The sequence below is a fragment of the Glutamicibacter sp. GQ173 genome, from assembly GCF_059759215.1.
The window spans coordinates 126,396-138,780 of record NZ_JCAXDT010000005.1 but is presented as its reverse complement, the minus strand read 5'-3'; the positions used below and the strand labels follow the sequence as shown (position 1 = coordinate 138,780).

The window sequence follows — 12,385 nt, the reverse complement described above, 5'->3', positions numbered from 1 at the left end:
GACACCGACCAAAGTCGGGGGAGCCCGACCCGGAACTGCAGACCATCAGCCGGTGTGCCCGGCTTTGCGCGATGACAGAGTTGAGCCCAGGAAAAGGAGTTCACCATGATCAAGCTCGAAGCACTCACCAAGGACTACGGCAACACCCGCGCCGTCAATGAACTGAGCGTTGAGATTCAACCGGGAAGGGTCACCGGTTTCCTCGGACCCAATGGAGCCGGCAAATCCACCACCATGCGCATGATTCTCGGGCTGGACGCTCCTACCAGCGGCCAAGCCCTGGTCAACGGGCAACGCTACGGCCAATTGGCTTACCCCATGCATACGGTGGGAGCCCACATCAGCGGCACGGCAGGGCATCCGGGGCATACGCCCAGGACATTCCTGCAGGCGCTGGCCCAAAGCAACCGCATCTCCGGGCAGCGAGTCGACCAGGTGCTCGAAGAATCCGGACTGGCAACCGTGGCCTCCAAGCGCATCGGGGGTTTCTCCCTGGGCATGCGCCAGCGCCTTGGCATCAGCGCCGCATTGCTCGGCGACCCGCAAATCCTCATCCTTGATGAGCCGATGAACGGGCTGGATGCACAAGGTATCGCATGGATCCGGCAAATGATGCGCATCCGGGCGGAAAACGGGGGAACCGTCTTTGTCTCCAGCCACCTGATGAGCGAAGTGCAGCAGGTAGCAGACCAGCTGATCCTCATCGGCCGCGGCCAGCTCATTGCCAATGCCGCCACCGAGCAGCTCATCACCGAGTTCACGCAACAGGTTGTCACCGTGCGTTCGCCGCAAGTCCAGGCGCTCGCCGAGCTGCTCGGGCAGCAAGGTGTCCAGGTGCAGCCCGCGGGAGCTCAAGCAGTGCGGGTCACGGGCCTGGCGGTGGAAGAAATCGGAGCGCTGGCCTTTGCCCAGCACATCGAATTGCACGAATTGAGCGCTGCCCGCGGTTCGCTGGAATCGGCTTATAACCAGCTGACCCACGACTCGATGGAATTCACCGCACCATCCCCAGCAAGGAGCTGAACCCTTGAAAACACTTGATCTTGTTCCGGAGCGCCAGGTATCCAGCGTTGGCCCGTTGCTTGCTGCGACGCGAGCCGAAATCACGAAGTTCCGCGGCTCGCGTTCTCTCACAGGATTGTACGCAGCAGGAATCCTCGCCACGATTGCGCTGGGCTGGCTGCTGGGCGCCAGCGCCAAGGCCAGCGGCGACAACGGCTTCGACACCGCGATGCCCGCGCCATTGCTGGTCTTTGCCACGCTGCAGTTCGGGCAGCTGTTTTATGCTGCGGCAGCGGCGCTGCACATGACCGGCGAGTACTCCAGCGGCACCATCACCAGCACCTTGCAGGCGGTGCCGCGCCGCGGAATCATGGTGGGCTCCAAGGCTGTGGTCCTGGGCGCACTCGGCATGGCCACCGGACTGGTGCTGATTCCGGTGGCCACGATTCCCACTGCCTTGGGCGCCGGGCAGTACGGACAATTTGCCTTCGCGGATCTGTTCTCGGCTTCCCTGGGGGCAGGAACCTATTTGGCCCTGCTGAATCTGATGGTGCTCGGGCTGGGACTGCTGTGCCGGAATTCGGCCGGAGCCCTTGTCTCGCTCATTGCGCTCGTGCTTGGCCTGCCGCAAATCCTCCAGCTGATACCCATGGACTGGGTGCAGACGCTGATCCAGTACCTGCCGACGAATGCTGCAACTTTCATGGCCACAGGTGCCACCGAACCTTATGGGCCAGCGATGGCGTTCGTGATTCTTGTAGCGTGGAGTGCTGCGCTGCTGGGTGCTGGCACGGTGGCCTTGAAAAAGCGCGACGCCTAGGCTCACACCGCTTGCACAGGAATTCTGGCCCACTACAGGGTTCGAATTTCGATATGGTTGTGGGTATGGGTAGCAAGAGCAACGCGATGCAACAAGGACAGAGGCGGATTCCTCCTTTGGCCTTGTTGCAATTGGCGTTGCTCGTTGGCGCCGTATTTATCGGATTGCTCTCGATGCATGTCTTGATGTCTCCGACGACGCCATCGGCGGCACCGATGAGCTCATCCGGGCAGGGCATGATCGCTCATTCTTCGGCCCATGATTCCGATATGGTGCCAGCTGGCGGCGACGAAGGCCACGGGTGTGAAGAGTGCCCGATGGATCATGAAATGTCGGCTGCCGGATGCGTCCTCGCGTTGCTGGCTTTGCTGCTGTTTTTGCGTCCGCCGGGAATTCTGTCACGTGCCAAGAAGCTGGCGATGAGCCCGGAGGCTTTGACGCTTTGCCGCCCGCGGTTCCTTCCGTCCAGGCCGGACCTGATGGCTTTGGGGATCTGTCGAACGTGATGAGCTGGCAAGCGCCTTGTCGCTTGCCTGCACATTTTTTTGTGCCCCCTTCGAGCGGCACTTTAATCTTTCACGCAACACAGGAGAATTCCATGAAGCACAAGACCTTATGCGTTGGCGCCCTGGCGCTGAGCACCCTTATCGCGCTGACCTCATGCGCAGCAGATCAAGGCCGGGAAGCCCAGGCCACATCCGAATCCCACGGATCGGAACACCAGATGCCATCACCGTCGGCGTCGGCTGCCGGTGAGGCCAATGCGGCGGACATGAGCTTCGCCAGCGGCATGAAAGCGCACCATGAACAGGCCTTGGAGATGTCCACGGACCTGCTGGGCAAAGAGCAGATCCCGGGCGAGGTCAGGAAGCTGGCGGAACAGATCAAATCCGCGCAGACCCCGGAAATCGAGCTGATGGAGCGCTGGCTGTCCGGATGGGATATGCCAGAAGGCATGGACCACGGGCAGATGAATCACGGCGAGGGAATGATTTCGCAGGAGGACATCACGTCGTTGAAGGAGGCCACCGGCCCCACGGCGGCAAAACTGTTCCTTGAGCAGATGATCGCGCATCACGAAGGCGCGGTCGAGATGGCCGAGACGGAGATTGCCGATGGCTCGTACCCCGAGGCCATCGAATTGTCCAAGAATATTGTTGAATCCCAGTCCCTGGAAATCCAGGAGATGAAGGACCTGTTGAGCACGCTCTAGCCAGAGCGCTGGATCATCGGGGAATGAATAGGGGTGTGGGGCGGGTTCCAGATGGAACCCGCCCCATACCCCTGAAATCTCCCGAGCGCCCCTAGCTCTTGGTCCGGAGCTGATCCCGGTCGCGCCATGCGCCGGTGGCCCACAGAGCCAGGGCGATGAGCACCGGCTGGAAGAAGAGCCGGGCTAGCCGCTTGCCGTCGGTGTCGAGCCCAAAGGCATCCCGGTGCTCAAGCAGCTGGGCAATGTTGCCAGGGAACACGGCAACGAAGAACAAGGCAACGATCCAGCCGACGTGCACGCGCTTCTTGAGCAAAGCCAGCAAGGAGACGCCAAGACCCACCTCGGCCACACCCGAGACGATGACCACCAGATCCGGATCCAGCGGAAGGCTCGGCGGAACCTGCGCCTGGAACTCTTCGCGGGCAAAGCTCAGGTGGCTGATGCCGGCGTAGGCCAGGAACGCGCCCAATGCCAGCCGGGCTGCGTGCCTCGGGTTGCTGAGCTGTCTAGTCATCGGAGACGGTGACGGTGACGTCGATGTTTCCGCGGGTGGCGTTGGAGTAGGGGCAGACGGCGTGGGCTGCGTCGGCAAGCTCCTGCGCTGCCTCGTGGTCCATGCCCGGGATGACCACTTCAAGCTCAACCGAGAGCTTGTAGCCTTCTCCTTCGCGGTGCAGGCTGACCCGTCCGCCGACACTGGAATCCTCAACCTTGATTTTGCGGGCGCGGGCCACGGTGTTCAGTGCCGAATGGAAGCAAGCCGAATAGCCTGCGGCAAAGAGCTGCTCCGGGTTGGTGCCGATGCCGCTGCCGCCCAATTCCTTCGGGGCAGTGAGGACCAGGTTAAGACGTCCATCCGGGGTCTGGGCGCGGCCCTCGCGTCCCTGGCCGGTGGATAGTGCTTCTGCGGTGTACAAGGTTTCCATTGTTCTGCCTTTCTTAGGGGTGGACGTTCTTCGGGGACCGCCGGGATTCAGCGGTCCGCCAGGGGGAGGGTTTGCATCGTTTGGGTGATTCGATGCAGCGAATTCACGAGCGCTGTGGCGCTTTCGACGTCGGGAAGCCCCGTGCCGCAGGCGATTTGTTCTGGGATATGTGCCAATTCCTGGCGCAGCTCAGTCCCCGATTGGGTCAGTGCCACGTTGACGACCCGGCTGTCGGCTTCGCTGCGCTGCCGCTGGATGTAGTCTTTGCTTTCCAGTCGCCGCAGCAGCGGAGAGAGCGTCCCGGAATCAAGCTGGAGCATATCGCCGATTTCCCGCACCGGCTTTGGTCCTTCATTCCACAACACGACCAGCACCAGGTACTGGGTGTAGGTCAGCTGCCAGGGGGCCAAGAGCTCCGCGTACGCCCTGTTGGTTGCCCGGCTTGCCGAGTACAGGGAGAAGCACACCATCTCATCAACTATCGCCATGACTCAATGATTGCACACAATTGAATTGTGCACAACTTAAAATTGCAAGAAAGTGCACTGCCGCCGTTTTTGCCTTGAATTCCTGCGGGGGATTGAGGGAAATTGCCTGTCGAAAATAGCCCAGGGCGAAGAACAGGCGAGTCGGAAACCTCCAAAAAGGTTTCCGACTCGCCTGTTCCGGTCAGGAATCTTCTGCAGAATCCTTGGCCGACTTATTGATCATCTCTTCGATCGCCCGCCGTTCCTTGCGCGTCGTGGGAATCTGGCCGGTGATAGGGTGGACTACCGAAGCGCCGGGCCCCGCATCTGGCTGGGGGTTGCGGACCGTGGTTTCCGGTGCCTTGGAAGCCGCGCGTGCCGCCGGGGCAGCCGCGGCGGGCGTAGCGATCTTGGCGCTGGCAGTATCCATGGCCACAGCTAGATCTGCAGCGTCGGTGCCCTGTTGTGCCGAGTGCTTGCGGTTGGCACGGCGCTTAGCGCGCTTTTCCTTGCCCGACTCGACCAGGCGGTAGAGCACCGGAACCAGGACCAAGGTCAGCAGGGTAGAGGAAACCAAGCCGCCGATCACCACCACTGCCAGCGGCTGCGAGATGAATCCGGATTGGCCGGTCAGTCCCAGGCCCATTGGAATCAGTGCGAAGATGGTGGCCAGCGCAGTCATCAGAATCGGGCGCAAACGCTGGCGGGCACCGTGCATGATCGCATCATCCAAGCTCATCGCCGGACGCTCGGGTGTTGCCGCGCGGTACTGGTTGATCAGGTCAATGAGCACGATGGCGTTGGTGACGACAATGCCCACCAGCATCAGCATGCCAATCAGCGACGGCAGGCCCAGCGGGATGCCTGAGATCAGCAGCAGCCCGATGGCGCCGGTGGCAGCAAACGGAATGGATACCAGCAGAACCAGCGGCTGGATCAGCGACTTGAACGTCGCCACCATGATCACGTAGACGATGGCAATCGCTGCAAGAAGTGCCAGATACAGCTGGTTGAAGGATTCCGCCTGCTCGGTGGCCGCGCCGCCAACCTCTGCGCTGGCACCCTGGGGAAGTTCAACCGTGTCCAGAGTCTTGGCAACCGCCGTCGAAACCCTGCCCAGCATGTTCTCTTCGGGAGCCAAGGTTACCGTGGCAATGCGTTCACCATTGGAGGTCGTGACCTGCTGGACCACGTTGGCGCGATCCACCTTGGCGAGATCCTGCAGCTCATGCACTCCGGTGGCCGTAGGGATCTTCAGCTCGCGCAGCTTCTGCAAGCTGTCCAGCTTCAGTCCCTCGCCGATCTGCACCGTCAGATCCGTGTAATCCAGTCGCAGCGTGCCCGCGGGCACGGGGGAGACCTGGCCTGCCACCATGGAAGCCAACTGCGATTCGGTCAGCCCGGCGGCGGCGGCCTGATCGGCATCAATGTCGATAGATACCTGTTCGCGTTCTGCCGAAAGGTTATCGGTGATGCCCGTGACGTGGGCGGTATCCTTCAATGCCTCGCGCATCTGCTGCGTAGCCTCGCGCAGCAGGGCCTCATCCGGAGCCTTGATTTGCACGGTGACATCGCTGGAGGCCATGGCCGAGGAATTGGAGCCAAAGGTGACGGCCATATCTTTCGAAAGATCGAGCCCCTCCACCTGCTGGCGCACCGTAGTGGCCAGTGCTTCCTGATCAGCGCCGGGGTCGGTGATGGCCGTGAAGCTGGCGGTATCCGAGCCCGAAGCGAACATGGCAGCCATGCCGCTGGCGGTGCCCACCGTCATCTGCACATCTTCAACACCTTCGATCTCGCGCAGCTTCGATTCGATCTTTCCCGCTTCTGCCACCGTGGTGTCCAGGGCCGTGCCGGAAGGCATCTTCGCGGTCACGGTGATCGAGTTTTCACCGGTGGAACCCAGCAGGTTGGTATTGAGCAAGGGCGTCATGGCAACGGTGCCGGCAAGAATGAGCACCGAGGCCAGCAGGGTGATCACCGGATGCTTCTGCGTTTTCTTCAGCACCGGCAAGTACGCGCGCTGCATCCAGGACTTGTCCTCGGCTGCGTGAACCGTGCGCGCCTTATCGGTTCCCGGGCGATGCGGAAGGAACCAGTAGGCAAGGACCGGGACGATCGTGAGCGACACCAGCAGGGAAGCCAGCAGTGCAATGGTCATGGTCAACGCAAACGGGCTGAACAGCTCGCCGGCCATGCCGCCGACCAGGGCAATGGGGAGGAAGACCGCAACAGTGGTCAACGTGGCTGCGGTAATAGCTCCGGCAACTTCCCTGACGGCCAGCAAGATGGACTGCGCCTTGGATTCGCCGAAGGACAAATGCCGCTTGATGTTCTCGATGACCACAATCGAGTCGTCAACCACTCGGCCGATGGAGATGGTCAGCGCACCGAGGGTCAGCATGTTCAGCGTGTAGCCGAAGACGTTCATGCCGATGAAGGTGACCATCAGCGAGAGCGGAATCGAGATGGCGGTGACCAGCGTGGAACGTACCGAGAAGAGGAAGACCAGGATGATGATGACAGCAAAGCCCAAGCCGAGGGCGCCTTCGATCGCCAGGTGGCTGATCGAGTCCTCGATGAAGGGCGCCTGATCGAAAATCGTGGTCATGGTGGCCTTATGGCCCAATTCCGATTCAAGGTCAGCGACCATGGCCGCTACCGCGTGGGAGATCGCGACAGTATCGCCATCCGGGGTTTTGGTGACCGAGATGGACAGCGTTTCCTCGCCATTGGTGCGAGTGACGCTGGTGGCGTCATCGGCCTTCACCGAGACGTCGGCAACGTCCTTGAGCAGCACCGGACCGTTGTCGGTCACCAGGGGAATGTCCTTGATGGCATCCAAGTTATCCGGGGTGGATCCGGCAATGACCGGAAGTTCCAATCCGTCCACGTCCATATTGCCCACAGGGATGGGCGAGCCTGCATTTTCAATGCCGTCCTTGAGATCTCCGACATTGAGCCCTGCGCGAGTCATCTCGCTGTCCTTGGGGATCACGGCGATGTGCTGGGAGGCGCCGCCGGACACGGAGGCTTCGCGCACGCCGTCAATTTTCTGGAGCTTGGGAAGGGCAATGCGCTCGACATCGTCATTGAGCGCGTCGAGGGACTCATCGGATGACACCGCAAGCATCAAGACCGGCAGATCGGCAATGGAGCCAGCCAGGGCAGTGGGCTCGACATCGTCTGGCAATTGCTGTTTTGCGTTGGAGATGGCGCGCTCAACCTGCGAGCGGGCACGGTCCATGTCGGTCCCGTATTCGAAGGTCAACGCGATGCGGGTGAAGCCGGCCTGCGAGGTGGCGCTGGATGATTCAAGCCCTTCAACCGCCTGCAGGGCTGTTTCCAGCGGAGCGGCGACCTGTTCATCGATGACCTCGGGGCTGGCGCCCATCTGGGTGGCCATGACCGAGATCTGGGGAAACTCAAGGGATGGAATGAGCTCCTGTTTCAGTGATCCCATGGAGATCACCCCGAACACAGCAGCGAAGATCGTAACCAGCGCAATGAGCGCCCGGTTCTTCAATGACAGGATGGCCAAGCGTTGCATGCGGGTGTAGTCCTAGCTAGTTCGCAGTACGGAAGAGGGCTTGGAATTAAGTCTATGTGGTTGTTGAAGCGCAACCGTCCGTTCTGGGGCCAAATGGGCAAAGATCATCCGAGAGGAGTAGTACGACAGCAAAGCCCCTTGAACGCGGTTGCGTTCAAGGGGCTTCAGCTGTTTCAGAAGTGCGTGGCCAAGCAAATTATGCCCGGACGTTTCCTCCTGATTCTGCGGCGAACTGGTCGATGGTGGCCAATTCTTCGGCCGAGAACTCGAGATGATCGACTGCAGCCAGCGAATCTTCCAGCTGCTTCACGCTGGAAGCGCCCACCAGTGCGGAGGCGACCGGAGTGCCGACCGGCTGGTCGCGCAGAAGCCATGAGATCGCCATTTGAGCCAAGGTCTGCCCGCGCTGTTCCGCGATGCCGTTGAGCCCTCGGATGCGGTTCAGGATTGGCTCGGTAATGGCGGATTCGGAAAGGAAGCGCCCCTTGGTGGCGCGGGAGTTTTCTGGAATGCCGTTCAAGTACCGGTTGGTGAGCAAGCCCTGGGCCAGCGGGGAGAACGCGATTGATCCGGCGCCAGCCTGTTCCAGGGCTTGGAACAGATTTGGTTCCCCGGCTTCGGTCCACCGGTTGAACATGGAGTAGCTCGGCTGGTGGATCAGCAGCGGGGTTCCCAGCTCCTTGAGGATGCGCGCAGCTTCAAGGGTCTGCTCGGGGGAGTACGACGAAATGCCGGCGTAGAGGGCCTTGCCGGAACGCACCGCCTGATCAAGCGCCCCCATGGTTTCTTCCATTGGGGTTTCCGGGTCGGGCCGGTGGCTGTAGAAGATGTCCACGTACTCCAGTCCCATGCGCTCCAACGACTGGTCAAGGCTGGAGAGCAAGTATTTGCGCGAGCCGCCATCCCCGTAGGGGCCCGGCCACATGCGGTGCCCGGCCTTGCTGGAGATGACCAGCTCATCGCGGTAGGGCTTGAAGTCCTGGGCGAGGTGCCGCCCGAAATTGGTTTCGGCCGTGCCATCCGGGGGACCATAGTTGTTGGCCAGGTCGAAGTGCGTCACGCCGAAGTCAAAGGCGCGGCGCAGGATTGCGTTCTGCTCGTCGAAGCGCTTGTCATCACCGAAGTTGTGCCACAGGCCCAGTGAAATCACGGGAAGTTTCAGGCCGCTTCGTCCAACGCGGCGGTACGGCATGGATTCATAGCGGTTTTCCGCTGCGGAGTAAGACATTGATACCTTTCAGCAATGCGTCTGGCGTGTTTTGTGCGAAACAGCATTTCCGAGAATACCGGTAATAAGTGACCTGCGACTCCATCTTCCTGAACAAGTCGTGACTCGTGAAACCCCGGCACATGTATTGGTGAACCCCGTGGCATTCCCGGCGGTTCCATCAGGCGGTGTCGACATCGCTCAGTCACGACGTCGCTAGGAGCACTACAAGGCAATTATTCAGTTCAGGACTGATGCGCTCCTGCCCAGACGCGACCGTTCAAGGCCTGAACTATTTCTGTCCGTGATCCGATAAATAGAGACAGGTCGAGGTCATAATGGAATGTATTTGATTAAAATGCGCACGTAATAGAAAAAGTCTCGTGAACCAGAATATTCTGAAATGCAATAATAAACCGGGAAATAATTGAGATGCAGTTGGCTGATCTTCTTGTGTGTGATTGAAGTGTTCGTACTTTGAAACTGAATTTATTTTTCTTTAGTTCTCCAAAATGTCCGTGAAGGGACGTACGCTTAGTGCTACTTGAATGGGAGCAATTTTTGCCATCAAGTTCATTCGAGATTTGTTCCAAGGAGGATGCGTTGTCTATTCGCTTCAATCCACCGCCAGCCTGGCGGCCATACCTTCCAAATGACTTTAATCCCGATGTCGCGTGGATTCCTGAGCGGTCATGGGGTGCTCCACCAGTGGGGTGGCCATTGTGGATAGATAGCGGTACAGGTCAAGCCGCCGAGCCCCCAATCGAATATTCACAGAATCCCTATTTGTTTATCTCAGTCATGCCTGATTGGAAAGCTGAAGAGAGCGCATCAACTGAGGCGAAACAAACCGGGCAAGAAGCTGGGGAGGGCAGAAAACGACTCAGCCGTGGAAAGAAAATTGGGCTAGGCCTTGCGAGCGGAATCGTCATCATCATGATCATCGCCGCGCTCAGTGGAGGCGGAGATGACGGAGGAATCGCACCTGTTGCGGGCGCCAGTGCCAGCCCTTCGGATGCTGTTGCGAGCGCGGAAAATTCCGAAGATCCTGTTGCTGCTTCTTCTCAAGATTCACAAGCCGAAGAAAGCGCTAAAGCTGCGGCGGAAGCAAAAGCAGAGGAAGAAAAAGCCGCCGCGAGTTCCGAAGCTGCAGCTGAAGAAAAAGCCCAAGCTGAGGCTGATAAGAAAGCGGAAGCTGAAGCAAAGGAAAAAGCAGAAAAAGAAGCATAGGCTAAAGAAAAGGCCGAAGCCGAGGCGGCAGCCAAAGCGGAAGAGGAATCTGGTACCGTTAGCCAACAGAATGCACTGGGAAAAGCGGCGGATTACCTGGATTACACCGCGTTCTCAAAGTCGGGACTTGTTGACCAGCTTGAATTTGAGGGTTTTTCTAAGAGTGATGCGACGTGGGCCGTGGAACGATTGGACGTTGATTGGAATGAACAAGCTGCCATAAAGGCCGCAGATTACTTGGACTATTCATCGTTCTCAAAATCGGGCTTGATTGACCAATTGATGTTTGAGGGCTTTACAAAGAAGCAAGCGACATACGGAGTGGGAACAACCGGCCTATAGTGTCAACCAGCATTGCCCGACCAAGGGATGAACCGGATGTGTTGAATGCATTGATCTTAGTTTAGTTCCAGGACTCAAGGGCCCAAGGCTAAGGGCCCGCCCACCTGACGGTGGGCGGGCCCTTAGCGATGCTGATATTAATTCAGGCGCAATACCTTATCGGTGGCTGCCTTGACCTCGGCGTAAAGTGCCGGGTTTTCGTTCAGCTTCTGGCCGTAGGAAGGAATGACGTCCTTCAGCTTCGACTCCCAGCCCGCGAACTGCTTCGGGAAGCAGCGCGAGAGCAGGCCGATCATGATCGGGGTAGCAGTGGAGGCTCCCGGTGAAGCGCCGAGCAGGCCGGAGATGGTGCCGTCCGAAGAGGTGATGACCTCGGTGCCGAACTGCAGCACGCCGCCCTTCTTGGCATCCTTCTTGATGACCTGTACGCGCTGGCCCGCGGTGATCAGTTCCCACTGGGAACCATCGGCGGCCGGGAAGTACTCGGCCAGTGCCTCGTCCTTCTTGGCGCGGGACTTGAGAACTTCCTTGATCAGGTAAGTGGTCAGGTCCAAGTTGTCCTTGCCGACAGCCAGCATCGGGATGATGTTGTGCGCACGCAGCGACAGCGGCAGGTCCAGCTGGCCGGTGGACTTCAGGAAGTTCATTGAGAAGCCGGCGTAAGGGCCGAACATCAAAGAGCGCTTGCCATCAACAAAGCGGGTGTCCAAGTGAGGCACCGACATTGGAGGGGCGCCCACCGATGCCTGGCCGTAGACCTTGGCGTTGTGCTGGTCGATGACCGACTCGTCGGTGCAACGCAGGAACTGGCCGGAGACTGGGAAGCCGCCGAAGCCCTTGATCTCGTCAATGCCGGACTTCTGCAGCAGCGGCAAGGCGCCGCCACCGGCGCCAACGAAGACGAACTTGGCCTTGACGTTCTTGACTGCGCCTGAGGCCTTGTCCTTCACGGTCAGTTCCCAGCCGGCACCGGAGCGCTTGAGGTTCTGAACCTTGTGCCCGTAGTTCACCGAGGCGCCAGCGGCGCTCAGCGAGTTGGTCAGGTCGCTGGTCAGCCGGCCGAAGTCAACGTCGGTTCCTGCCACAACGCGCGAGGCCGCTACGGTCTGCGAAGCATCGCGTCCCTGGGCAACCAATGGAGCCCACTGGTTGATGGTGTCCAGCTCGGTGGTGAATTCCATGTCCTCGAAGAGCGCGTTAGGCTTCAAGGCCTCATAGCGGGTCTTCAGGTACTTGGAGTGGTCTTCGCCGATAACGAAGGACATGTGGGGCAGTGCGTTGATGAAGCTGTTGTCAGCTGCGCGCTTGTTCTCCACGGCCCAGGAGAAGAACTGGCGGGAGATCTGGAACTGCTCGTTGATGCCAATGGCCTTGGCTGGATCAACTGAACCGTCCGCCGCGGCCGGTGCGTAGTTCAACTCGCACAGGGCCGAGTGGCCGGTTCCAGCGTTGTTCCAAGGGGAGGAGGATTCCTGCCCTGCCTGGTCCAGGTTCTCAAAGAGACCAATGGACCAAGTTGGTTCCAGCTGGTTGATCAGAGTGCCAAGGGTGGCACTCATGATGCCGGCACCGATTAGTACTACGTCAAAAGATTCGGTTGACGTTTCAGAAGGCACGAGGATCTCCAT

12 protein-coding genes are annotated in these 12,385 nt (G+C 59.6%); 6 read left to right on the top strand and 6 right to left on the bottom strand.

The window, feature by feature from the left end; genetic code table 11:
• Positions 1 to 105: 105 nt before the first annotated feature.
• The 4 genes from AC6CHO_RS09865 (at position 106) to AC6CHO_RS09850 (ending at position 3,035) form a co-directional block, all read left to right on the top strand.
• Positions 106 to 1,023: an ATP-binding cassette domain-containing protein gene (locus tag AC6CHO_RS09865; protein WP_498214845.1), complete on the top strand. Its 918-nt coding sequence runs from the start codon at positions 106 to 108 to the stop codon at positions 1,021 to 1,023.
• Between the two features lie 4 nt (positions 1,024 to 1,027).
• Complete coding sequence (locus AC6CHO_RS09860; RefSeq protein ID WP_498214844.1) at positions 1,028 to 1,822, top strand: ABC-2 transporter permease; 795 nt, start codon at positions 1,028 to 1,030, stop codon at positions 1,820 to 1,822.
• Positions 1,823 to 1,887: 65 nt separating this feature from the next.
• The gene (locus AC6CHO_RS09855) at positions 1,888 to 2,328 is read left to right on the top strand and encodes a hypothetical protein (protein ID WP_498214843.1); all 441 of its coding nucleotides are present in this window, start codon (positions 1,888 to 1,890) and stop codon (positions 2,326 to 2,328) included.
• A 92-nt stretch (positions 2,329 to 2,420) separates the two neighbouring features.
• Entirely contained in the window at positions 2,421 to 3,035 is a 615-nt protein-coding gene (locus AC6CHO_RS09850; RefSeq protein WP_498214842.1) for a DUF305 domain-containing protein, read from the top strand.
• 91 nt (positions 3,036 to 3,126) lie between these two features.
• Here AC6CHO_RS09850 and AC6CHO_RS09845 read toward each other — a convergent pair whose 3' ends face one another.
• The 5 genes from AC6CHO_RS09845 to mgrA all read right to left on the bottom strand — a co-directional run bounded on the left by AC6CHO_RS09845 (position 3,127) and on the right by mgrA (position 9,206).
• Positions 3,127 to 3,549 carry a DoxX family protein gene (locus tag AC6CHO_RS09845; RefSeq protein WP_195181315.1) on the bottom strand — a complete coding sequence of 141 codons (423 nt, stop codon included), beginning with the start codon at positions 3,547 to 3,549 and terminating at the stop codon, positions 3,127 to 3,129.
• Positions 3,542 to 3,961: an organic hydroperoxide resistance protein gene (locus AC6CHO_RS09840; protein ID WP_498214841.1), complete on the bottom strand. Its 420-nt coding sequence runs from the start codon at positions 3,959 to 3,961 to the stop codon at positions 3,542 to 3,544. The genes AC6CHO_RS09845 and AC6CHO_RS09840 overlap by 8 nt, the downstream gene beginning before the upstream one ends.
• A 47-nt stretch (positions 3,962 to 4,008) precedes the next feature.
• Positions 4,009 to 4,449, bottom strand: a complete 441-nt coding sequence (locus AC6CHO_RS09835; protein ID WP_498214840.1) for a MarR family winged helix-turn-helix transcriptional regulator — start codon at positions 4,447 to 4,449, stop codon at positions 4,009 to 4,011.
• 181 nt (positions 4,450 to 4,630) lie between these two features.
• The gene (locus tag AC6CHO_RS09830) at positions 4,631 to 7,978 is read right to left on the bottom strand and encodes an efflux RND transporter permease subunit (RefSeq protein WP_498214839.1); all 3,348 of its coding nucleotides are present in this window, start codon (positions 7,976 to 7,978) and stop codon (positions 4,631 to 4,633) included.
• A gap of 196 nt (positions 7,979 to 8,174) precedes the next feature.
• Positions 8,175 to 9,206 carry an L-glyceraldehyde 3-phosphate reductase gene (mgrA, locus tag AC6CHO_RS09825; RefSeq protein WP_498214838.1) on the bottom strand — a complete coding sequence of 344 codons (1,032 nt, stop codon included), beginning with the start codon at positions 9,204 to 9,206 and terminating at the stop codon, positions 8,175 to 8,177.
• A 582-nt stretch (positions 9,207 to 9,788) separates the two neighbouring features.
• Here mgrA and AC6CHO_RS09820 point away from each other — a divergent pair.
• Together AC6CHO_RS09820 and AC6CHO_RS09815 are read left to right on the top strand one after the other, a co-directional pair.
• A complete protein-coding gene (locus AC6CHO_RS09820; RefSeq protein ID WP_498214837.1) occupies positions 9,789 to 10,415 on the top strand; it encodes a hypothetical protein in 627 nt (208 codons plus the stop codon).
• 75 nt (positions 10,416 to 10,490) lie between these two features.
• Complete coding sequence (locus tag AC6CHO_RS09815) at positions 10,491 to 10,757, top strand: Ltp family lipoprotein (protein WP_498214963.1); 267 nt, start codon at positions 10,491 to 10,493, stop codon at positions 10,755 to 10,757.
• A gap of 137 nt (positions 10,758 to 10,894) precedes the next feature.
• Here AC6CHO_RS09815 and AC6CHO_RS09810 read toward each other — a convergent pair whose 3' ends face one another.
• Entirely contained in the window at positions 10,895 to 12,385 is a 1,491-nt protein-coding gene (locus tag AC6CHO_RS09810) for a malate:quinone oxidoreductase (protein ID WP_498214836.1), read from the bottom strand.

Coding starts and splice junctions, on each gene's coding strand:
- AC6CHO_RS09845 (WP_195181315.1), bottom strand. CDS start 3,549: ATGACTAGACAGCTCAGCAACCCGAGGCACGCAGCCCGGCTGGCATTG.
- AC6CHO_RS09855 (WP_498214843.1), top strand. CDS start 1,888: ATGGGTAGCAAGAGCAACGCGATGCAACAAGGACAGAGGCGGATTCCT.
- AC6CHO_RS09840 (WP_498214841.1), bottom strand. CDS start 3,961: ATGGAAACCTTGTACACCGCAGAAGCACTATCCACCGGCCAGGGACGC.
- AC6CHO_RS09830 (WP_498214839.1), bottom strand. CDS start 7,978: ATGCAACGCTTGGCCATCCTGTCATTGAAGAACCGGGCGCTCATTGCG.
- AC6CHO_RS09810 (WP_498214836.1), bottom strand. CDS start 12,385: ATGGAGATCCTCGTGCCTTCTGAAACGTCAACCGAATCTTTTGACGTA.
- AC6CHO_RS09865 (WP_498214845.1), top strand. CDS start 106: ATGATCAAGCTCGAAGCACTCACCAAGGACTACGGCAACACCCGCGCC.
- AC6CHO_RS09850 (WP_498214842.1), top strand. CDS start 2,421: ATGAAGCACAAGACCTTATGCGTTGGCGCCCTGGCGCTGAGCACCCTT.
- AC6CHO_RS09835 (WP_498214840.1), bottom strand. CDS start 4,449: ATGGCGATAGTTGATGAGATGGTGTGCTTCTCCCTGTACTCGGCAAGC.
- mgrA (WP_498214838.1), bottom strand. CDS start 9,206: ATGTCTTACTCCGCAGCGGAAAACCGCTATGAATCCATGCCGTACCGC.